The sequence below is a fragment of the Streptomyces sp. NPDC048257 genome, assembly GCF_043201855.1.
Classification (GTDB): Bacteria; Actinomycetota; Actinomycetes; order Streptomycetales; family Streptomycetaceae; genus Streptomyces.
Map to the genome: position 1 here is coordinate 601,295 of NZ_JBICZI010000002.1, position 22,468 is coordinate 623,762.

Genomic DNA, 22,468 nt, shown 5'->3' on the forward strand with positions numbered 1-22,468 from the left:
CCACCACCACGACCGACCTGGAGAGACCCATGGACTTCGTCTCGATCCGCATCATCACGGGCGACGTCGCCCGCCTCGTCGACTTCTACGAGCGCGCCACCGGAGTGGGGGCGAACTGGGCCACGGAGGACTTCGCCGAGCTCAGGACCGCCTCGGCCACCCTCGCCATCGCCGGAACCCGCACCGTTCCCCTGTTCGCGCCCCGCGCCGCCCGGCCGGCCGACAACCACAGCGTCGTCATCGAGTTCCTCGTCGACGACGTGGACGGCGTGCACCGGAAACTGGCCGGCTTCGTGAAGGACTTCGTCCAGGCGCCCACCACGATGCCCTGGGGCAACCGCTCGCTCCTCCTGCGAGACCCCGACGGCAACCTGATCAACTTCTTCACCCCCGTCACCCCCGCCGCCATCGCCAGGTTCGCCCACTGACGACGCACAGCCGAGTGTGACTTCGAGAGTGCCGCAGGCGCGGCTCAGCCGTGGCCGAGGCGAGCCTCCAGGCCGTCCAGGACCCGCTGGAGTCCGTAGTCGAAGTTCTCCTTGCGCAGCTTCCGCGGGTCCCGGCCCTCCTGCGCCGCGTGTCCCTCGGCCGGCAACGGGTGCTCGGCGAGGGCCTGTCGGGCGGCCGGGCGCCCGCTGCGGGCGAGCAGCGAGAGGTGGGCGGCCTCGCCGGTCGTGGCGCCGACGACGTAGGAGACGACCGTCTTCATGGCGAGGTCCGCCTCGTTCGCCGGAAAACCGGCCGTCCGGAAGAGCGCCAGCATCCGCTCCGACATGCGCATCAGGTTCGGGCCGCGGTACGCCAGCCCCGCCTGGCCGAGCAGCGAGGCCAACCAGGGGTGGCGCAGGGCCATCGCGCGCAGACCGTGGCCGCTGCGGGAGACGGCGTCGCGCCACTCGGCCGCGCTCGCGGCTTCGGGCACGTCCAGCTCGCCGTAGACCTCGTCCACGACCCGCTCGATCAACTCGTCCTTGCTCGCCACGTGCCGGTACAGGGAGGTGGCGGCGGCGCCCATGCCGGTGCCGAGCCTGCGCATGCTCAGCGCCTCGATCCCCTCGGCGTCGAGCAGCCGGACGGCCGCCGCGACGATCTGGGCCCGACTCAGCGCGGGCTGCTGCTCCTTGCGGCGCGGGCGCGTCCACAGCTCGTCTGCTGACATGCGGCCACCCTAACGCAGGTGCGAACGCCGTACGCAGCCTGCGTACGGCGTCCGGCCGGGCCATCCGCCGTCCCGGTCGTCCCGGTCGTCCGGGCGCCGGGCAGTATGGCCCGCATGACCGACGATCGCGTTCTGCTCCTCGCCCCCCGCGCCTCCGCTACGGGACGCCGCCTCACCGGGGCGGCCACCGGGCGCGGGCTGCGCGCGGTGACGGCCGAGGGCTGGAGCGCCCCGGACGGCGCCCGGGGCACCGGGCGCACCCACCTCTACGGAGGTCCGCTGCTGGCCGACAAAGTGGCCGGCGAGCTCGACGTCGCCGCGCTGGAGCCGCCCGCCGACTGGCTGGCGCGACTGCCGCTCGCGCTGACCGGGCGCCGGGTCGAGGCGGTCACCCTGGCCGAGGCCCGGCGACTGCGCCGGCCGGCCTTCGTCAAACCGCCGACCGACAAGTTCTTCCCTGCCCGGATCTACCCGGACGGCTCGCGGCTGCCCGGTCCGGACGCGTTCGACGACGACCTGCCGGTGCTGGTCAGCGACATCGTCTGCTTCGCCCGCGAGTACCGGCTGTTCGTCTTGGACGGGGCCGTGCACGACGGCAGCCGCTACGCGGTCGGGCCAAGCCTCGACCCGGCGCCGCTCGCCCTGGACCCGTACGCGGCGGAGGTCCGCGCCTTCGCCGCCGAACTGCTGGCAGCGGCCGACGGCTCGCTGCCCTCGGCCGCGGTGGTGGACGTGGGCCTGCTGGAGGAGGGCCGCTGGGCGGCCGTCGAGGCCAACCCGGCCTGGGCCAGTGGTGGTTACGCCTGCGACCCGGAGCGGGTCCTGGACGTCGTGCTCCGGGCCGCCGGGCCGAGGAGCGAGAGCACCCCGGCGGATCTGCCGTTCGCCCGGACCGCTCAGCGGTAGCCCGTGGTGTCCGCGGGACGGCCCGGGTCCTGGACCTCGACCATGTAGCGCCAGCAGTCCGGCCGGCTGCCGTCCAGGTCCGTGAAGCCGTAGACCTGCGCGAGCTGCCCGCTGGAGAGGGACTGGCCGTTCCAGCGCGCCACTTGCGGGTCCGCGGCGAGCGCCGCGACCGCCCGGCCCACGTACGAGGGGGTCTCGGAGATGGCGAAGTGCGGGGTCTTGGCCACCGCGTCCCGCCAGTTCGCCTCGGTCACCCGGTAGTTGTCGAGCATCATCTCCGAGCGCAGCCAGCCCGGCGTCAGCGCCACCGCCGTCGCCCCGCGCGGCCCCAGCTCGTGTCCCAGGGCGAACGCCATGCGCAGCACCGAGGACTTGGCGAGGTCGTAGAAGAACGACACCCGGTAGTTGGCCGCGTTGTACTCGGCGGTGCCGTCCGTCATCTCCACCACCAGCCCACCCGGCTCGCGCAGCAGCAAGGGCACCGCGAAATGGCTGGTGATGGCATGGGTCTCGACCGCCAGCCGCAGCAACCGCAGCCCCTTGTCGAGATCGTGCTCCCAGACCGTGCTCTCCCACTCGAAGAGCACCTCCCCGCCCCAGACGTCGTTGACCAGGACGTCCAGCCGGCCCTCTTCGCCGTCGATCCGCCCGACCAGCGCCTCGACCTCCGCCGGCACCAGATGGTCGGCGACCACCGCGATTCCCCGGCCGCCCGCCGCGGTGACCAGTTCGGCGGTCTCCTCGATCGTCTCGGGACGGTCGTACTCCGAGCGCTTGCCCCGGGTGCTGCGCCCCGACACGTACACGGTCGCGCCCTGTGCGCCCAGCTGGACCGCGATGCCCCGGCCCGCGCCGCGCGTCGCCCCGGCCACGAGGGCCACCCTGCCTTCGAGAGTTCGCTGTGTTTCCGGCATGAGCCGACCCTACGACGTCCGGTCCGCCCGGGCCCGGCCGAACACGGCGACCAGCGCCAGGCAGAGCAGCAGCCCGGCCGCCGCCAGACCCAGGGCGACGCCAGGCCCCCACAGGGTCCAGGCCGCCCCGAACAGCAGGGACCCCGCGAACCGGGCGAGGGCCTGCGCGGTCTGGAGCACCGCCAGCCCGGTCGTACGCAGCCCGGCGGGCAGCAGCGGCCCGGCAGCGGCCATCAGCACCCCGTCGGTGGCGGCGTAGAAAAGGCCGAGCGCCGCGAGCACGCCGACGACCAGCAGCGGCCCGGCCGCTGCCGGGGCCAGGAGCAACAGGCAGGCGCCGAGCAGCAGCACGTGCCCACCGAGGAAGACCCGGCTCCGCCCCAGCCGGTCGGCGAGCCGGCCCACGGGCAGCGCGGCCAGCAGGAACACGGCCGCCGTGCCGACGGGCAGCAGCGGGAAGTACGCGGCCGGCAGGCCGAGCCGGCGCTGGAGAAGCAGATAGAGGAAGGCGTCGCCGACCGTGAACAGACCGAGCACGGCAGCGGTCAGACAGAGCCGCCGCAGGCCCGGGAGGCGGAGCAGGGTGCGTACGGGCGGCAGCGCAGGACGGACGGGAGCGGGCGCAGGGGCGGGGGCGGCGGGCTCCGGGGCCTCCCGGACGAACAGCGCGAGCAGCACCACCCCCAGGACGGCGACGCAGCAGCTCACGGTGAACACGGCCTCGTATCCGTCCACCGCCACCCACAGCACCCCGAACGCGGCCAGCGGCCCCAGCAGGGCGCCCGCGGTGTCGAGCGCGCGGTGCACCCCGAAGGCTCGGCCCTGCTCCCCGGGCGGAACGGACAGCGAGATCAGTGCATCGCGCGGGGCGGTGCGCAGGCCCTTGCCGGTCCGGTCGGCGGCGAGTACCGCCGCCACCGCCCAGGGGGTGGAGACGGCGAGCAGGGCCGCCTTGCACACGGCGGACAGCGCGTAGCCGGTGCCCGCCACGAGCTTGCGGCGCCGGGTGCGGTCGGCGATCCGGCCGCCCGCGAGGCGGAGCACCGCGGTGGCGCCCTGGTGCAGACCGTCCAGGGCGCCGAACGCGAGCGGGGACATGCCGAGTCCGGCCATCAGGTACAACGGCAGGACGGCGGTGACCATCTCCGCGGAGACGTCCGTGACCAGGCTGACCAGCCCGAGCGCGAACACCGTGCCGGGGACGGCCCGCAGGGGGCCTCGCCGGGCCGGGGCGGTCTCCCCGGCGATGTCCGAGGCCCGGCTGGTCGACAGGTACACGGATGCCTCCAGGGCCGGGTCTAGAACCAGTTGACGGTCAGCGGGAACGCGGCGGTGACGGTGGCGCCCGTGGCGTCGGTGGCGGTCGCGGTGATCTGGACCGTGCCGCTGCCCCACGGTTTGCCGCTGATCCGGCCGGAGCCGGCGTCGACGCTCAGGCCCCAGGGCAGGCCGGTGGCCGCGTACCGGAACGGAGGTCTGCCGCCGGTGGCGCTGAGCTGGATGGTGCAGGACTGGTTGAACTTGCAGGTCTGCGGGCCGGGGTTGGCCAGCTTCAGATCACTCGCGGTGGGCGTGGGGGTCGGAGTGGGAGTGGGTGTGGGCGTCGGAGTGGGGGTGGGGGTGGGGTTCGTCGAGGTGTCGAACACCTCGGTGATCGGCTGCACGTTGGCCGCGTTCCCCGCGTGCGTCGCCGTGCCGAAGAGGTCCTCGAAGGTCCGCAGCAGGTGGTGGTGGTTGAAGGCCGTGGCGTACCTGCCCGTCTTGACCTTCGCGCCGTGGAAGACGGTGGCGATCTGGTTCGATCCCAGGTAGTTGTCCTCGTCCCAGGTCAGGACCAGGAGACTGTTGTTGGCCTTCGCCCACTGCGCGTAGGCGTCGAGGTTGTTCCTCGTCCAGGTGTCTCCCGTGGCCACGGAGCACGAGTGCATGTCGTTGCACTGGTTGGGGACCACGAAGGAGAGGCTCGGCAGCGCCGCGAAGTTGTTCTGGGGGAACTGCGTCCAGGTCTTGCCCGTGTTCAGCGGCACGTTCCTGAACGCGAACCACGGGTTGTGCTTCTGCGCGTACTGGCCGTTGGTGCAGGCCGTGGACCCCTCGCTCGGCAGGTCCTCGTTGTACGTCGCGAAGGTCCTGCCGGCGGCGATCAGCTCCTGGCCGAGGTTGGGCGCCGTCATCGACTGCGGGGTGTAGCAGCCGTCGCCCGTGATGCCCTGCGTGGCGCCGGAGAAGAGGTTGAAGTAGTTCGGCTGGCTGGGGTGGGTCAGCGCCTTCATCCCGGTCAGGCTCGCGCCGCCGTTCGCCAGCTGGTTGATGTACGGGGCGTTCGCGCTGCCGATGATCTCCCCGTACTGCTTGTTCTCGTAGACGACGACCACCACGTGGTCGTACGCCGGCAGGGCGGCGGCCGCCACCGGCGCGGCGGCCGAACCGGGCTCCGCCGCCTGCGAGTTGGCCACGGTGAAGGCGCCCAGCAGACCGAGCGCGCCGATCCCGGCCACGAGCGCGGACCATCGGGACCCGCGTCTCGCGCGCACCGCCGGTGAGGGATGAGGGGTGGGCATGGGTGTTCTCCTCCTGGGTGTAGCCCGGGTCCGGCCCCGGGTCGGGGTCATTCCTCCCGCCGGGCCGCACCGGCCACGGCGATGTTCAGGAAGCGCGGTACGGGTCGCCCCCGGTCGCGAAAGTCCTCGGCCACCGCGGCCCGCACCGCCGCCAGGCGCGCCTCGGGCAGCAGCACCAGCACGCTCCGCCCCGGCCGCTGCCCGGGCGGCCAGGCGCTCAGCGCACCGGCCCGGCGGGCGCAGGCCACGGCCCGCGCCAGCTCCCGCGGCCGGTCCGCGGCCTCCCCGCGGACGGCGACCAGCACCAGCCGCGCCGCCGAGGCCGCCGGGTCGAAGGCGACGTACCGCTGCCGCCGCCGGGGCTCCGAACTCAGCAGCAGGGCCCTGCCCGACCGGGCGAAGAGCACCGCCCGGCGCAGCCCGTCGTCCCCGTCCGGCAGCGCCTCGGCCAGCAGCCGGGCCAGGTGTTCCCGGTCGGGCTGCTCACCCGCCGCCGTGTGTACGTCGGCCACCGCCAGCGCCACCGCACAGTCGGCGGGCTCGGCCGTGGCCAGCCCGGCGGCCCCCGTGAGCGAGCCCTGGACGTGCAGGTCGGTCCCGCCGGGGCCGTACCCGGCCCGGGCCAGCGCCCGCAGCACGGCGTACGGCCGGACGGCCCACGCGGGGGCGGCGGGCGGCGGCCCGGCCAGGGCCAGCGGCAGGTCGCAGCTGTCCGCGGGATGACCGAGGGAGCTGAGCCGCACCAGGCCGTCGGTGCGCGGGGCCGCGGCGGCGGCCGTCGGCCAGCCGGCCGCCGCGACCAGCCCGGGGGAGCCCAGGTGGAAGGCGTACGGGGCACTCCACACGGCGGCCGGGGGCCGCCCGTGTGCGGCCTCCAGGGCGTAGGCGACGAGGCGGTACAGCGGATCGGCCGTCGCCCGCCGGGCCAGGTCGCCGCCGGCGCGGTCGCCGCCGGGAGGGACGCGCCCCGGCTCGTCCCCCGCGGTGTCGATGGCTCCCGCAGTTCGAGTTCCGGCGCCGCCGGAGGCCTCCGGGCCCGTCACGGGAGGTCCTTGCGGGCCAGCATCCGGTAGGCGTTGCCGCCGTCCGTCCGCCGGGCCGCCGCCGAGCGCAGCGTGTCGAGCACCGCCGCCGTGGCGAAGCACGGCAGCGCGGCCACCCGTACGGCGTGGGCGAGGAGCCGTGCGCGGGGTGTGGGACCCGGGCCCCAGGGCCGGTCCGGATCCGGGGCCAGCCGCGTCGCGGTGAGGGCCACCGCGCCGAAGAAGTCATTGCCCTGGTGGGCCGGCCCGTGTTCCTCGGCGACGACGGTGAACCCCCGGTCGGCCAGCGCCTCGCGCAGATTGGCGGCCGGCACCAGGTGCTGGTGCTGGGGCTGGAACCAGGGCAGCCAGGCCGGGCCCAGCAGCCGGGCCATGCGCGATTCCGGATCGGGCAGCTCGATGGCCAGGAACCCGCCGGGGGCGAGCACGGCGGCCGCCGCGTCCAGCTCGGCGAGCGGATCCCGGGTGTGCTCGAGGTAGTGGTACATGCTGACCACCTCGTACTGGCCCACCAGCTTCGACGCGAACTCCGGGAACTGGCCCAGGTATCCCGTCTCCACCCAGCCCCGGCGCTCCGCCTCGCGCACCCCGTCGCCCATGTCGAGCCCGTCGAACCGCGTCCGCGGCCAGACGTCCCTCGCCGCGTTGCAGAAGTGCCCGTGCCCGGTGCCGACATCGAGCCAGGATGCCGGGTCGGCGTGCGGCAGGAGCATCTCGGCGCGCCCCCGGTAGGCGGCGCCCAGCCGGCCGAAGACGGTGCCCGCGCCCTCGCCGCCGCGCCCGTCGTAGAAGTCGCGGTAGTAGAACTCCAGCCCCTCCGGGGTCAGCCGGGGATTCTGGAAGACGTGCCCGCAGTCCCCGCACTGCTCCAGCGTGAACCGGCCGGGCTTGCCCTGGAGAAGGTCGGGCACCCGGACCCGGACGGAGAGCCGGCCGGAGCCGCACCACGGGCAGTCGGCGCGGCGCGGTTCGAGGAACCGCTCCGTTCCGGCGGCCAGGCCGGTGCGGTAGGCGGCGGCCCGGGCGGCGTCCGGTGCGCCGTCCGGCGCAGGCTCACGGCCGACCGCCGAGGCCGTACGCAGGCCCGCCCCGAGGGAGCGCACCGGCCGGGCCGCGGTGGCCCGGCCCAGACCGGCGGGCCGCAACGGGGAGCCCGCCCCGCCGAGGACCAGGTACGGCTGGAGCCAGTACAGCCCGGCCGCGGCGGCGCCCCACCGGCCCTGGCGTACGGAGACACCCGCGAGCAGCGCCAGCCCGCCGAGCTGCGCCGCGGCCAGCGCCCCCGGCGGCAGTCCCTGGGCCCGCAACTCGGCGGCCCGCACCGCCCCCCGGGGCTCACCGGGCCCGCCACAGCTCAGGCCCGGGGCGATGGCCAGCCCCGTGGCGTCGGCGGCGTACTCCTTCAAGCGGCGGGTCAGCGCGAGCAGTTCCGCCGGATCCGGGCGCGGCCCGCCCGGATCCACCCCGGCCCGGGCCAGCACCTCCTCGGTGGCGAGCACGGCGAACCCGGCCCCGCGTCCCTCACCGAGCCGGTCCTGCCGGTACCGGGCCGGGTCGACCAGGCGCAGCAGCCCCAGCGCCCGCTCGGCGGCCAGGTCCGCGGGCAGCAGGTCCAGCACCCGCAGGCCCTCCGCCTCGGCGTGCGCGCAGGCGGCGAGGAAGGTGGCCGCATCGGGATCGACGCCCCGGGCGGTGAGCAGCCGCCACCCGGCGGCGCGCGGCACCCCTGCCGCGGCGGGCGGGGTCACCGGCAGCACCGGGATCGCCCGCAGCCGGCGCCTGGCGCGCACGGTGCCGGCGCCGAGGGCGGCCAGTAAGACGGCGGAGGTCCACGGGACCCGGGAGAGCGGGGGTCGCGTCATAGCAGTTTCTCCAACCGGTCGGCCGCGGCGGCGGCCCCGCCCGCCGCGGCGAATGAGGCCTGGATCCGCCGGGCGGCCCGGCGGGGGCCGGGGTCGTCCAGCACGGCCGTGAGCGCGTCGCACAGTTCCTCGGCCCGGGTCCTGCCGAACCGCACCCGGATGCCGGCGCCGGCCTCGACCACCTGCCGGGCCACGATCGGCTGGTCGTCCCGGATCGGGGCGACGACCAGTGGCAGCCCGTGCGCGAGGGTCTCGCAGACGGTGTTGTGGCCCGCGTGGCAGACCACCGCGTCCAGGTGCGGCAGCAGCTCCAGCTGCGGCACGCGCTCCTGGAGCAGTACGTGGTCCGGGGCGGCCCCGATCAGCGAGGCGGGGGCCGCCAGGACGAACTGGACCTCCTCGGCGAGCCGTTCCGCGGCGCCCAGCACCGCGCCGTAGAAGCGGGCCCCGGCCGCCTGGTTGAGGGTGCCCAGCGAGACCAGCACCCGCCGGCGCGCCGGATCCAGCCGCTGCCACGGGAATCCGGGCGTGGCCGGCCGGGCCCCGAAGGCCGGGCCCACGAAGGCGTGGTGCGGCGGGAAGTCCTCGCCCGTTCCCACGAGTTCGGGTGTGGAGAAGACGAGCACCAGCCGCTCCGAGAACCGCGGGTCCCAGCCCGCCCGGCCCCCGGCATCCCGGCCGGCGCCGAACTCCGCGAGCAGGTCGGCGATCTGCCCGGCCACCCACTCCCCGACCTTCGGGAAGTCCGCGAAGGGCCGGGTCAGCTCGGCCGAGGTGCTGGCCGACGTCACCCACGGGACGCCGAGCCGCCGGGCGGCCAGCGGTCCGGCCAGGGCCTGCTGGTCGGCGACCATCACGTCCGGCCCGAACGTGCGGACGGCCCGGGTCACCCCCGGCACCATCGCCCGGGCCAGCGGCACCAGCGCCTCCTCCCACAGGAACCGCAGCGCACCGACCCCGCGCAGATCGCGCCAGCGCTCGTGCAGCGCCCCGTACCCGCCGCCCAGTTCCTCCCCGGCGGGCAGGATCCGGGCCTGCCCGGGCAGCAGCCGGGCCAGCGCCGAGGCCGGTCCCGTCCAGGCGACCTCGTGGCCCCGCGCGGCCAGTTCGGCCCCGACGGCCACGGTCGGATTGACGTGCCCCGCCAGCGGAGGCACGGTGAACAGCACCTTCACCGGACCAGCGCCCCCACCCGCGGCTGCGCCGCCGCCGTCACCGCACCGGCCGCCGGATCCGCCGTCGCGTCGAGGTGGGCGAGCACGGTCTCCCGCAGGACCCCGCTGCTCTCCTTCAGGACGTCGTGCCCCAGGTCCGGCAGGATCCGCAGCACGCCGTGCGGGGCGTGCATCGCCAGCTCCTCCCCGCCGGGCAGCAGTTCGGAGTGCTCGCCGCAGACGACCAGGACCGGGCAGCTCAGCCGGGCGTAGTCCGCCGGGGTGAAGGTGTGGCTCGCGGCGATGTCGTCGATGAGCGTGGTGCGGTTGAGGAGGGCGTCGGCGATGGCCGTCAGGTTGGCGGCCTTGCGCAGCCGCAGGGTGAGCAGCTCGGTCGGGACCGTGCTGTCCTCCAGGCTGAGCGCGGCGGCCGACAGCGTGTCCACCATGTTCTCCACCCAGGCGCCGCTGAGCGGGGGTTCGAGGAGGGTGAGCCCGGTGACGAGGTCGGGCCGGGCCAGGGCGGCGTGCAGGGCGAGGGTCCCGCCGTAGCTGTTGCCGACCAGGTGGACCGGCCGCTGTCCGAGGTCCAGCGCGCCGAGCAGGGCGAAGAGGTCCCGTACGGCGGTGCGGCTGTCGTAGCCGGACCCCGGGCGCTCGGTGCGGCCGTGGCCGCGCAGGTCGTAGAGGACGGCCTCGTGGCCGGACCGGGCCACCGGTACGGCCAGGGGGCAGTAGAAGGAGGAGAGGTTGTCGACGACCAGGCCGTGCAGGAACACCACGACGGGCCGGTCGGGGGCGGCGGCTCCGGCGGTGGCCGGGAGCCGCTGGACGTGGAAGCGCAGGGAGCCCGCTCGGACGAAGGCCATGGCGGGCTCAGCCGGCCGACGCCGGGGTGGTCCCCGCCGCGACCCGGGCCAGGGAGGTGTGGGTGATCCGGCCGATGTGGGTGACGAGCTCGCCCACCGACATGGCCAAAATGGCGTCCATGTCCTTCTCGGCCAGGAAGCCCATCAGGTCCACGTCGGCGCCGTAACGGTGGTGGAGCAGCTCGGCGAGGGCGACGAACTCGATGCTCTCCAGGGCGAGGTCCTCGTTGAACGTCGTCTTCATCGTGACCTCCTCCGCGAGCAGGTACTCGTCGCCGACGATCTCCACGAGCATGCCGGTGATCTCGGCGAGGATGTCAGTTGCCATGACGGGCCTCCGTGAGGAAGGGGACGGGGGAGGGCGCCGCGAGGTGAGCGGTCCAGGCGACGACGTGGTCGGGTGGGGTGTCGGCGGCGAGCGTGGGGCCGGTGAGGGCGCCGCCGGTGAGCGGTGTGGTCCGGATCGGGTACGGGTCCCCCTCGGGGGAGGTCACGAGCAGGGCGCCGGAATCCGGGTCGCCGGCCACCCGCCAGTCCCGCGGCCGGCCGCCCAGCCCGCCCCCGGCCGCCTTCGCGGCGGCCTCCTTGGCGCACCACAGGGCGGTGAGCGCGGCGGGCAGACCGGTGCCCGTTTCGGCGGCCAGCCGTTCGGCGAGGCGGAGTTCGCCCGGCCCGAGCGCGATCCGGATCAGCGCGTCCGGGTCGGCGGTCACCTGCTCCACGTCGATGCCGACCGGCCGGCCCGGGTGGGCGAGGGCGACCGCGATCCGGTCCTTGTGGGCGAGGGACAGCCGGAATCCGCGGGTCAGCGGGGACTCGGCCACCGGCCGCCCGGCCGGGTCGTTGCCGACCGGAACCTCCACCGGGAACACCGGCCCCGCCCCGCCGTCCCACAGCAGCTGCCGTAGCGCGTCCTTGGCCGCGATCCGGCCCAGCAGCCAGGGCGCCCGGGCGCGCGGCGACAGCCGCTCGTAGGCCGCACGCTCGGCGGCGCCGAGGTAGCGGCGCATCACCAGTTCCTGCGAGGCGGGATCGTTCCAGCGGCGCCGGGCCAGGCACCAGCCCTCGGGCCGGGGTTCGCCGATACCGCACACCTCCGGGGTGAACTTCATGGGCCACACCCGCTCGTCGGCGCCGAACCGGCGGTACGTCCACCCCTCGATCCGCGCCCACACCGCGCCGTCCGCCCCGCGCAGCTCGAGGTCGCCGCGCACGGTGACGTCCTGCACCGCGCGGATCCTGGCCGTGGCGGTCACCAGCTCGTGTGCGGCGGGCGCAGGCCCGTAGAACCGGATGCGGTCCACGGTGGCCGGGAACACCAGCCGGTCGACCGGGAGGCGCAGCTGCATCCAGTGCCCGAAGAGCTGTCCGGCGGCGTCGAGCAGTGCGCCCGGGTCGGGCAGCGCCCGCAGGACCCCGTGGATGCCGTCCGAGCCGACGGACCGCACCTCGTGGACGCCGGCGAAGCGCGGGCCGTGGAACATCCACCGGTCCCGGTACAGGGCCGCGGCGCTGACCGGGGCGGGTCCCGGGTCGCGCAGGGGCGTGCCGTCGGGCGCGGGCGGCTCCCCGTACCGCTCGCCGAGCAGCACGACCACGGAGGCGTACTCCCCGAGGCCGACGCGCATCCGGCCGGGCCCGTCGGCGCGGACGGTGACCCGGACGTCGACGGCCGGTTCGACCGCGAGCCACCGCAGCGCCCGTACGTCCTCGTAGCCGGTGACGGCGAGGCCGGGCGGGGCGTACCGCCGGGCGGCGTCGGCGGCCAGCTCCAGCATGGTGGTCATGGGCACGACGGGGAACCGGTCGGAGTCCTCCGGCCAGCCGTCGGGCTGGAGGTACACGCAGTGGTCCCGTACGTAGGGGAGCGCGCCGAGGGACAGCCGCAGGAAGTGGTGCGCGGGGACGGGCGCCGGGGCCGGTGCGGAGGCCGGTACGGGCGCCGGTGCTTCCGGCGCTTCGCGTACCCCCGTCGACCAGGCCGCGGTGACGGCCCGGGCGGCCGATCCGGTGTCGGCGAGCACCGCGTCCAGGGCGGACAGCAGCACCGGCCGGGGGCCGCCGGGCTGCGTCGGCCCCGGGGCGGGGTCCGGGGCGGCCGGGGCCAGGAGGCCGGCCAGGGCGGCCCGGGCCGGCTCCGCGAGGCGGACCAGCGGGGACCCGAGGTCCAGCGGCACGGCCCGCCCGGGGGAGGACACCGGGGCCGGTGCGGGCCGCACTTCGGCCTCGACCGGGGGTTCTGCCCCGGCTGCGACGCCGGTCCGTACCCCGGCCAGCCGGTCCCACCGGGGTGCGTACCCCTCGGCCCAGAGCGCGGCGCAGGTGCGGCCGAGCGCCGCCAGGCCCGACAGGCGAGGGGAGGAGGCCGAGACCGAGAGGTGGGGCCGCTCGCGCAGGGTGTCCTCGACGAAGCCCGGCAGACTGCCCGGGCCCAGGGTGACGAAGCTGCGCACGCCCTCGTCCTCGTACAGCCGCAGGGTCAGCTCGCGGAAGCGGACCGGCTCCAGCAGATGCCGGACGACCAGGTCCCGTACGTCCTGCGGCGCGGACGGGAACGGCGCGCACGTCGTGGCCGACCACACCGGCAGGGCGCCGTCCCGCAGCGGCAGCCGGGCGAAGGCGGCACGGACCTGCCCGAGGTACGGCTCCCACATCGGGGTGTGGAAGCCCGAACGGAACGGCAGTTCCTGACCGAGCACCCCGTCGCCGCGCAACCGTGCCACGACGGCGTCCACCTGCTCCGGATCACCGCAGATCACCGACTGGTGCGGGCAGTTGTCGTGGCTGACCACCACCCGGTCCATGCCGTGCAGCGCGGCCTCCGCCCGCGGCGCACCACAGCCCAGCGCCGCGTACACGAGATCCGGGACCCGGAGACCGCCCGGGTGCAGTGAGTCGAGGAAGGTGTCGGCCGCCTCCTGCGGATACATGCCGGCCGCCACCATCGCCGCCCACTCGCCCAGGCTGTGGCCCGCCAGCACATCGGCCTCGATGCCGATTTCGGGCAGGGCGCGGGCGAAGAAGCGGCCCGTCGCGATCGCGTCGAGGGCCCGTTCCACCAGCGACGCGCCACGGGTGAGCCGGGGCGCCACCAGCGCGAGCCGGTCCGCCACGTCGTCGACCACGGGCGCGAACTCCGGCTCCAGGCCCGGGAACAGGAACGCCACCCGGCCGCCCAGCGGCTCCGGCGTGAACCACACGTCCCCCCGCCCCCGCCACGGCCTGCCGCGCGCCACCACCTTCGCGGCCAGCGCGAGCCGCTGGGGCGTGGGCCCGACCACCGCGACCCGGCAGGGCCCGTCGCCGCCGGACACCGGGGCGGCGGCCGCCAGCCGGAGCGACAGCCGAGCCGGAGTGTCCGCACCGATCAGGAGTACGTCGCCCCCCGCGGCCGGACCCACCGGCGCGGCCCGGACCCCCAGCGGAAGGAACCGGCGCACCGGAGCCACCGGGCCGGGGCCGGAGACCGGGGCGGTGGCGCCCGGTGCGGGGACCGGCCGCGATGCCGCCGGGGCCTCCTCCAGGACCACGTGCGCGTTGATCCCGCCGAAGCCGAACGCGTTGACCCCGGCCCGGCGCGGCTGCGGCCCCCGCTCCCACGGCTCCGCGGCGACCACCGGCCGCATCCGGGTCCGGGCCAGGTCCGCGTGCGGTTCATCGAGGTGCAGCGTCGGCGGCAGCACCCCCTCGTACACGGCGAGCGCCGCCTTGATCAGCCCGGCCATGCCCGAGGCCTGCATGGTGTGCCCGAGCATCGACTTCACCGAGCCGAAGCCGATCCCGGGCCCGCCTCCCGGCTCGGGCGGCCCGAACACCTGGGCCAGGGTGTCCAGTTCGGCCGCGTCCCCCACCGGGGTGCCCGTACCGTGCGCCTCCAGCAGCCCCAGCGCCCCCGGCGCCCGCGGATCCAGCCCGGCCTCCCGCCAGGCCCGCTCCAGGGCCTGCACCTGGCCCGCGACCAGCGGGCTCATCAGGCTCGCCGCGCGGCCGTCCCCGGCCACGCCCGTACCGCGGATCACCGCGTACACGCGGTCGCCGTCGCGCTCCGCGTCCGCCAGGCGCTTCAGCAGCACCACCCCGGTGCCCTCGGACAGCAGGGTCCCGTCGGCCCTGCGGTCGAAGGGACGGATCCGCTCGCTCGGGCTGAGCGCCCGCAGCTGCGTGAACACGCTCCACAGCGTCGCGATGTGGCAGTGGTGGACCGCCCCGGCGACCACCGCGTCGCAGCGCCCGGCGGCCAGCAGCGCCACCGCCTGGTCCACCGCCAGCAGGGAGGAGGCGCAGGCCGCGTCCAGCGTGTACGCGGGACCGCGGAAGTCGAGCCGGTTCGCGGTCCGGGCGGCGGTGAAGCTCGGCACCAGCCCGATCGACGCGTCCGGCCGCTCCGGACCCAGCGCGTCCTGGAACGCGGAGCGCACCTCCGCGATCCGCCGCTCGCCCAGCTCCGGCGCCAGCTCCCGCAGCGTCTGCGCCAACTGATGTGCCGTGCGCACCCGTTGGTCGAGCCGGGCGGTGGCCACCCCCATGAACCCGCCGCGCCCCAGCACCACCCCGATCCGCGACCGGTCGGCGGGCAGCCGGTCCTCACCGCCCGCGTCGGCGATCGCCTCGGCCGTCGCGTGCAGGGCCAGCATCTGATCCGGCTCCGCCCCCTCCACGGCGGCCGGCATGATCCCGAACCGGGTCGGGTCGAAGGCGGCGAGACCGTCGACGAAGCCGCCGCGCCGGCAGTAGAACCGGTCGCTCGCCACCGGTCCGGCGGCGCCCTGCGGGTCGTAGTACACCTCGGGGTCCCAACGCCCGGGCGGGACCTCGCCGATGGAGTCCGTGCCGGCGAGGAGATTGCGCCGGTACGCCGCCAGATCGGCGGCCCCGGGGAACACCGCGCCCATCCCGACGATCGCGGCATCGGTCGGGCGGGGGCCGCGCCGCGGTCCGTCACGCATCGCCCCGGCCCTCCTCCGCCATCAGGACCACCTGTACGTCGCTCCCGTGCGCCAGTTCGTCGAGGAACGCGGCGGTACCCGCCTCCGGCGCGATGAGCGGGATCCCGCGCCGGGCGTACGCACGCTCCAGCTCGGGGGTGACCATCCCGCCGGCCTCCGCCGCCCAGGGGCCCCAGTCGACCGACAGCACCCGGCCCGGGAAGGTCTCGGCCCAGGTCTGCGCGAGGCCGTCGAGGGCGTCGTTGGCCGCGGCGTAGTCGCACTGGCCGCGGTTGCCGTACACCCCGGCGACGCTGCCGAACAGCGCCAGGAAGCGGGGCGCGGGCCAGGTCCCGTGCTCGGCGGCCGCGGCGGCCAGGTGGCGGGCGCCGGCCACCTTGGTGGTGAACACCGCGGCGAAGTCGGCCGGTTGCTTGTCGCGCAGCAGGCCGTCCCGCAGCACCCCGGCGCCGTGCACGATGCCGTCGAGGCGGCCGTGGCGCTCCCGTACGCCGGCCACGACGGCCCGGACGGCCCGCTCGTCGGTGACGTCCGCGCAGTGGTAGCGGACGGAGGCCGCGGCGGTGGCGAGGGCGTCGAGGGTGGCCCGTACCTCGCGCTCGGCGAGGATCCGCGAGGCCGCCGCCTCGATCTCCGCGGGCGTACGCAGTCCCGCGGCGATCAGGGCGGCCCGCAACGCCACGCGGTCCTGTGCCTGGCCGAACTCATCGGCCGCGGCGGCCGGTTCGGGGGTGCGGCCGATCAGTTCCACGTGGCATCCGGTGGCGCGGGCCAGGGCGAGCGCGGTGCGGGCGGTGATGCCGCGGGCCCCGCCGGTGAGCAGGACCACCGAGCGGCGGTCCAGGGGCGGCGGGCCGTCGGATGCGGGCAGCGGGGCGGGTACGGGGAGGCGGGCGACACGGGTTCCGTCCGCGGTGTAGACGACGGAGGCCGGGGTGGTGGGGGTGCTGCCTTCGTTCTCGCTTCCGATTCCGCCGATTCCGATTCCGCCGCCTCCGGTGTCGCTGCTCAGTTCGGCCACGAGTTGCGCCGCGATGCGCTCCGGGTCCTCCTTGGGGTGGATGTCCACGGCGCGGACCAGCGTGCCGGGGAATTCGAGGGCGGCGCTGCGGGCGAAACCGTGCAGGCCGGCGCCGGGGGTGCCGGGCGCGGTGACGAGGAGCAGCCGGGGAGTACCGGAGGTCAGGGACCGCCGAAGCCCCGGGAAGGCCTCCGGCAGGACGGGCTCGGCGGTGGTCCGCAGCGCGGAGAGATCGACGAGGCCGTCGAAGCCGGGCTCGGCCGAGGGCAGGAGCGTCGGCTCGGCACCGTACGCGTCCAGGGCCGCTACGAGGGCGGGGGCGACGGCCTGGCCGTCCTCGACGACCCCGATCCGCAGGCCGCGCAGGGACTCGGGGTCGCCGGTCGCCGGGGGTAGGGGCAGCAGGTCCACCCGGAGGCGGCTGACCGGAGGTGCCACGGGCCGGGGATCGGGTGCGGGTTCGCCGCCTGGCGGGGCGGGCGCGGGTACGGCGGCGGGCGGGGCGGGCGCGGGTACGGCGGGGGGCGGGGCGGGTGTGGGTGCATGGGCGGTGACCCAGTCGACGATGCCGCGCAGGGTCTTGATCCGGGACAGCTCCTCGACGGCGGACTCGGCGGATCCGCCCGGGTCCCGGGGGAGCCCGATCCGGTCGGCGAGGGCGCCGATGATCTCGACGCGCTTGATGGAGTCGATGGAGAGGTCCGCTTCCAGGTCCAGCTCGGGGTCGAGCATGTCCCGGGGGTAGCCGGTGCGGATGTGGACGATCTCCAGGACGACGTCCATGACCTCCTCGGCGGTGTGGGGCGCGGGGGTGGCGGCGGGGGCGGGACCGGTGGGGGCGGTTCCGCCGGGGCCGGGCGCGCGCCGGGGCGTCTCCTCGGTCGCCGAACGTGGCGAGGGGTCGGACGGTGCGGCGGCAGTGCGTTCGGCGCCCTGCGGGGATCGCCCCGGCACGCTCCCGACCGCGTCGGAACCGTGGCGCGCTCCGGCGGCCCCGGCGCCCAGGTAGCCGAGCAGGACGTCCCGCTGGGCCTCGACCAGGGCGCGGGTGCCGCGGAGGTACTCCAGGACTGCCTCCTCCCGTCGGTCCGCCGCCATCGCCGGCTCGGATGGGGGAGGCGCCACCGCGGTCGGCACGCGGTGGGGCGGGCGGAGGCCGCCCGGGACGGGTGCGCCGTCCGCCGCGGTGCGGACCAGGTGGCCGTCCACCAGCCAGCCCGGACGCCTGGGGGCGCGGTCCGGGAGGCGGGAGGTGCGGCCGCGGAAGAGCGCCTGCGGCGACACCGGCACGCCCGCCGCCATCAGTTCGGCCAGAGCGGTCACCAGCCGGACCAGACCGTGCTCGCCCGGCACGTCCAGCGGGACCACCGTGTGGGGGCGGCCGGAGAGGATCCGGCCGATCAGGGCGGTGAGGACCCGGCCGGGGCCCGTCTCCACGAAGGTCCGGACGCCGGCCGCGTACATGGCCTCCACCTCGTCGACGAACCGGACCGGCTCCGCGACCTGGCGCGCGGCAAGGCTTCGTACCTCTTCGGGTGTCGCCGGATACCGGTCGGCCGTCGTGTTCGACCAGATCGGGGTATGGGGAGCCGTCACCGGCGTCGACGCCAGTTCCGCCGAGAGGGCCGCGGCCGCTCCTGCCACCACTTCGCTGTGGAACGCGCAGGCCACGGGGAGGGGTTCGGCCGTGAGACCCGCCTCGCGCAGGGCCGTCACCGCCGCGGACACGGCCTGCGTCGGGCCCGAGATCACGCACTGGCGGGGCGCGTTGTGGTTCGCCACCACGCAGCCGGTGCGGGCCGCGATCTCCCGTACCTCGGCCGGTGCGGCCGACACCGCCGCCATCGAGCCCGGATCCGCGCCGGCGGCCGCCACGATCGCCTCGGCCCGGCGCGCGCTCAGCCGCAGCAGGCTCTGCGTGTCGTAGGCCCCCGCCGCCCACAGCGCGGTGAGCTCTCCGTACGAGTGCCCGGCGACGGCGTCGGGCCGTACGCCGAGCTCGCCGAGCAGCAGATGCGCCGCAGCCCCCGCGAGGCCGAGGGCCGGCTGCGCCACCCGGGTGTCCGTGACCGCCGCCCGCTGTGTCACCCGGCCCTCGGCGCTGAACGCCGCGGGTGGGAACATCGTCGACACCACCCGAGGTGGGGCCTCGTCCAGGAGCCGCCGCAGGGTGGGGAACGCCGTGAACAGATCGCCGAGCATGCCGGGGCGCTGGCTGCCCTGGCCGGGGAACAGGAACGCCACCCGGCCGGGCTCCGCCGCTTCCTCCCGTACGTGGACCCCCGCACCCGCGGTGAAGGTGCGGGCCTGCTCCAGCCGGTCCCTCAGCTCGTCCTGGTCGGCGGCCACGACGGCCACCTGGACCGGGCCGGAGTCCGCCGCCGGCTCCGCCGCGAGGTCCCGCAGCGCCCAGGGGCGCCCGGCCGCGTCGTTGTCCTCCAGGCGCGCCGCGAGCCGGGCCATCGCCCGCCCCGCCGCCCGCCGGTCCTCGCCGCGGAAGCAGAACAGCTCCGCCGGCCACTCCTCCAGCCCGTGCCGGGGCTCCGGCGAGCCGCCGTGACCGGCGAGCACCGCGTGGTAGTTGGTCCCGCCGAAGCCGAAGGCGCTCACCCCGGCGATCCGCCGGTCCGCGGCCACCGGCCAGGGCCGGGCCTCCCTGTCGAAGGAGAACGGGCTGGTCTCCGCCCGCCAGGCCGGGTTGGGCGTGTCGATGTGCAGGGTCGGCGGCCGCACGCCGGTGTGGACGGCCCGGGCCGCCTTGATCAGGCCGGCCAGCCCGGCCGCGCACTTGGTGTGCCCGAGCTGCGATTTCACGGAGCCCAGCGCGCAGGCCCCGGGTTCGGCCCCGGCCGCGGTGAACAGCTCGCTCAGAACGGCCAGTTCGGTACTGTCACCGACGACCGTGCCGGTACCGTGCGCCTCGATCAGGCCCACCTCGTCCGGCGTGATGCCGGCCCGCGCGTAGGCCCGCTCCAGGGCCCGCCGCTGTCCTTCCGGCCGGGGCGCGGTCAGGCCGAGGGACCGGCCGTCGCTGGCGGCGCCCACCGCCTTGATCACGGCGTACACGCGGTCGCCGTCCCGTTCCGCGTCCGCGAGCCGCTTCAGGACGAGCGCGCCCACGCCCTCACCGAGGGCGATCCCGTCGGCGGCCGCGTCGAAGGGCCGGCAGCGGCCCGCGGGTGACAGGGCGCGGACGGAGGCGAACATCAGGAAGTCGTTGATGCCGTTGTGCACATCGGCACCCCCGCACAGCACCATGTCGCTGTCGTGGTCGCGCAGTTGGCGGCAGGCGAGGTCCAGTGCGGCGAGGGAGGAGGCGCAGGCGGCGTCGACCGTGCAGTTCGCGCCGCCCAGGTCGAGGCGGTTGGCGACCCGCCCGGCGATGACGTTGGCGAGGATCCCGGGGAAGGAATCCTCGGTGAGCCGGGGCAGCTGCTCGTCCAACTCGGCCGGAAGTTCGCCCAGGTAGGCGGGGTGGAGGGCGCGCAACCCGTACGCGCCCGCCAGTTCGGTACCGGCCTCGGCGCCGAAGACCACCGAGGTCCGGGAGCGGTCGAAGGCGCGGTCCCTGCCGTAGCCCGCGTCCCCGAGGGCGCGCGCCGAGATCTCCAGGGCCAGCAGCTGCACCGGCTCGATTCCGGCGAGGGAGGCCGGCGGGATGCCGTGCGCGAGGGCGTCGAAGGGCACGGGGCCGAGGAAGCCGCCCCAGCGGGAGGGGGTGCGCTCGCCGGCCCGGGCCGGGTCGGCGTCGTAGTAGAGGTCCGGGTCCCAGCGCTCGGCCGGTACCTCGGTGACCGCGTCGGTTCCGGCCAGGACCATGGCCCAGTAGGCGGCGAGGTCCGGGGCCCCGGGGTAGGCGCAGGCCATCCCGACGATGGCGATGTCGAGCGGGTCGGCCACCGCCTCCGGGGATCCCGCCGTCGACGGCGCGGCGCCCGCGAGTTCGCGGGCCCGCCGCTCCAGCAGTGCGGTGGCCCCCTCGGTGACCTGCGCGTGCAGGGCGCCGATCGTCGTCGTCCGCGTGCGCAGGGTGGCGGCCTGCCCCAGCATGAACAGTCCGTCGGTTTCCTGCTGTTCCTCGGGCACGGGCTCCAGCCCGCCCCCGTCGACGGCGCGCCGCAGGCCCTTGCTCGCGATCCGCAGCCGTCCGAGATTCAGCCGTTCCAGCTCCTCCCACACCGTGCGCGCTTCGATGCCGCTCTCCGTGAGCCGCCGCCGGGTCGCCTCGAAGGTCTCGGCGTACGGGGTGGCCGCGCACCGGGTGGCGTGCCCGGGGGCGGTGCGCAGCAGCACGGTGTCCGCGCATTCCACCGCCGCCCGCTGGAAGCCCGGCAGGACCGCGCCCGCCGCCACGGCCTCCTCGGTGAACAGGTACGCGGTGCCCATCAGCACCCCGGTCCGCGCGCCGAGGGCGGCCAGCGGGGCGGCGGCCGCCACCGCCATCGCGGCGGAGCGTTCGTCGTGGATCCCGCCCGCGAACAGCAGGTCCAGGGCCTCGGGTTCGGGGCAGGCCAGCAGCCGCTCGATCTGTTCCTCCCACAGCGGGAACGAGGCGCGCGGCCCGACGTGACCTCCGCACTCCAGCCCCTCGAAGACGAACCGCCGCGCTCCCTCGGCGAGATACCGCTCCAGCAGGCCGGGGGAGGGCACGTGCAGGTGGGTCCGGATCCCGGCCGCCTCCAGCGGGGCCGCCTGCGCCGGGGTGCCGCCGGCGATGATGGCGTAGGGCGGACGGGCCTCGGTCACGGCGGCCAGCTGCTCCTGCCGCAGCTCGGGCGGGGCGAAGCCGAGCAGGCCCACGCCCCAGGGGAGGTCCCCGAGCCGCTCGGCCGTCTGCGCCAGCAGCCGGCGTACGTCCGGGCCCTCCATCACCGCGAGCGCCAGGTACGGGACCCCGCCCGCGGCGGCCACCGCCGCGGCGAAGGCCGCCTGGTCGCTCACCCGGGTCATCGGGCCCTGCGCGACGGGCAGCGGGCGCGCGAGGGGCCGGGACCGCACCGCCGCCTCCAGGTGCCCGGCGATGGCCGCCCGTACGGCCTGCACGACGCCGCCGGTGGTCCGGTGGCGGGCGGCCAGCCGGGCCGCCGAGGCCCCGTCCTGTCCGACGGGCAGCAGCTGGGTCCGTAGGTCACGGGCGCCGAGCAGGGTGGGGACGGGCCCCTCGGGCGGGGTGAGGTCGGGCCGCGCGAACACCCGGTGCCCGTCGGCCAGTCGGGTCTCCGAGCCGTCCATCGCCCGGAGCGCGGCGCAGACTTCCTCCGGCAGCGCGGCCTCGGCCTCGGCGGTCAGGGCCAGTTGTACGTCGAGCAGCACTCCGGCGGCTCCGCCCGCGACGGCCGCGGCCGCCGTGTGTGGCCCGATTCCGCCGTAGGCCCGTACGGGTACCGGGATTCCGGGGTCGGCCAGAAGCTGCTGGAGCAGTACGAAGGTGGTGGCCGGGCCGACCCGGCCGCCGGCCTCGTGCCCCTTGGCGACCAGCGAGCCCGCCCCCGCGGCCACGGCGGTCCGGGCCTCCGCCGCACCGGTGACCTCGGCCCACACGCGGGGGCGCCCGGCCGCCGCGGCCCATGCGGCCACCCGCTCGGGGGTGTGCGCGGTGGGGTCGGCGAGCAGCACGGTGTCCACCGCGGCGGGCAGCTCCCCGGGGCCGAGCGGGCAGCCGGCGGGAACCCGCACCCCGTACCGGGCGCCGCCTGCCGGCCGGCGGCCCAGCTCCGCGAAGCCGCGCCGTGCGGCGCCGGGGTCCCGGCCGAGGTCGAGGAGCCCGAGGGCCCCGGCGCGCTCCGCGGCGGTCACGACGGCCGGGTGGGGCTCCTCGAAGGGGCTGACCGCGACGACCAGGTCACGGGTGGCGGCGGGCTGCGGGTGATGGGGGGTCACGGGCGCTCCAATGCTGGGTGACATGGCGCGATGCAGGACGGAAGAGCGGACGAACGACGACGAGCGGTCGTACCGGCGAGCCGACGAGCCGTGCAACGGCAGTGCGGGGCGGGGTGCAGGAGGGGGAGTGCGGCGGTCACGCACACCGGCCGG

At 76.2% G+C, this 22,468-nt stretch carries 13 protein-coding genes; 2 read left to right on the forward strand and 11 right to left on the reverse strand.

Features of this window, described 5'->3' with window-relative positions; translation table 11 throughout:
- Positions 1 to 29 precede the first annotated feature (29 nt).
- Positions 30 to 428, forward strand: coding sequence for a VOC family protein (locus ACGFZK_RS06825; protein WP_393847754.1), 399 nt, complete (start codon positions 30 to 32; stop codon positions 426 to 428).
- 44 nt (positions 429 to 472) lie between these two features.
- On the opposite strand, the gene ACGFZK_RS06830 is transcribed toward ACGFZK_RS06825, so the two are convergent.
- Entirely contained in the window at positions 473 to 1,159 is a 687-nt protein-coding gene (locus ACGFZK_RS06830) for a TetR/AcrR family transcriptional regulator (RefSeq protein ID WP_393847755.1), read from the reverse strand.
- Positions 1,160 to 1,273: 114 nt separating this feature from the next.
- Here ACGFZK_RS06830 and ACGFZK_RS06835 point away from each other — a divergent pair, with 114 nt between their 5' ends.
- The gene (locus ACGFZK_RS06835; protein ID WP_393847756.1) at positions 1,274 to 2,065 is read left to right on the forward strand and encodes an ATP-grasp domain-containing protein; all 792 of its coding nucleotides are present in this window, start codon (positions 1,274 to 1,276) and stop codon (positions 2,063 to 2,065) included.
- Here ACGFZK_RS06835 and ACGFZK_RS06840 read toward each other — a convergent pair.
- Genes ACGFZK_RS06840 through ACGFZK_RS06885 form a run of 10 tightly spaced genes read right to left on the reverse strand, consistent with a single transcriptional unit; the run spans position 2,056 to position 22,315 of the window.
- Entirely contained in the window at positions 2,056 to 2,979 is a 924-nt protein-coding gene (locus ACGFZK_RS06840; RefSeq protein WP_393847757.1) for an SDR family oxidoreductase, read from the reverse strand. The two genes, ACGFZK_RS06835 and ACGFZK_RS06840, sit on opposite strands and share 10 nt — an antisense overlap.
- Positions 2,980 to 2,988: 9 nt before the next feature.
- Positions 2,989 to 4,257 carry an MFS transporter gene (locus tag ACGFZK_RS06845; protein ID WP_393847758.1) on the reverse strand — a complete coding sequence of 423 codons (1,269 nt, stop codon included), beginning with the start codon at positions 4,255 to 4,257 and terminating at the stop codon, positions 2,989 to 2,991.
- 20 nt (positions 4,258 to 4,277) lie between these two features.
- The gene (locus ACGFZK_RS06850; RefSeq protein WP_393847759.1) at positions 4,278 to 5,540 is read right to left on the reverse strand and encodes an alkaline phosphatase family protein; all 1,263 of its coding nucleotides are present in this window, start codon (positions 5,538 to 5,540) and stop codon (positions 4,278 to 4,280) included.
- 47 nt (positions 5,541 to 5,587) lie between these two features.
- Positions 5,588 to 6,583 (reverse strand): galactokinase, encoded by a 996-nt coding sequence (locus tag ACGFZK_RS06855; RefSeq protein WP_393847760.1) that lies wholly within the window; start codon positions 6,581 to 6,583, stop codon positions 5,588 to 5,590.
- Positions 6,580 to 8,445, reverse strand: a complete 1,866-nt coding sequence (locus tag ACGFZK_RS06860; protein ID WP_393847761.1) for a methyltransferase domain-containing protein — start codon at positions 8,443 to 8,445, stop codon at positions 6,580 to 6,582. Before ACGFZK_RS06860 ends, ACGFZK_RS06855 begins: the two co-directional genes overlap by 4 nt.
- Entirely contained in the window at positions 8,442 to 9,602 is a 1,161-nt protein-coding gene (locus ACGFZK_RS06865; RefSeq protein ID WP_393847762.1) for a glycosyltransferase, read from the reverse strand. Before ACGFZK_RS06865 ends, ACGFZK_RS06860 begins: the two co-directional genes overlap by 4 nt.
- 14 nt (positions 9,603 to 9,616) lie before the next feature.
- Positions 9,617 to 10,468: an alpha/beta fold hydrolase gene (locus ACGFZK_RS06870; protein ID WP_393847763.1), complete on the reverse strand. Its 852-nt coding sequence runs from the start codon at positions 10,466 to 10,468 to the stop codon at positions 9,617 to 9,619.
- A gap of 7 nt (positions 10,469 to 10,475) precedes the next feature.
- Complete coding sequence (locus ACGFZK_RS06875) at positions 10,476 to 10,796, reverse strand: acyl carrier protein (RefSeq protein ID WP_393847764.1); 321 nt, start codon at positions 10,794 to 10,796, stop codon at positions 10,476 to 10,478.
- Positions 10,786 to 15,414 carry a beta-ketoacyl synthase N-terminal-like domain-containing protein gene (locus tag ACGFZK_RS06880; protein ID WP_393847765.1) on the reverse strand — a complete coding sequence of 1,543 codons (4,629 nt, stop codon included), beginning with the start codon at positions 15,412 to 15,414 and terminating at the stop codon, positions 10,786 to 10,788. The genes ACGFZK_RS06875 and ACGFZK_RS06880 overlap by 11 nt, the downstream gene beginning before the upstream one ends.
- Positions 15,407 to 22,315, reverse strand: a complete 6,909-nt coding sequence (locus tag ACGFZK_RS06885) for an SDR family NAD(P)-dependent oxidoreductase (RefSeq protein ID WP_393847766.1) — start codon at positions 22,313 to 22,315, stop codon at positions 15,407 to 15,409. Before ACGFZK_RS06885 ends, ACGFZK_RS06880 begins: the two co-directional genes overlap by 8 nt.
- Positions 22,316 to 22,468: the final 153 nt, after the last annotated feature.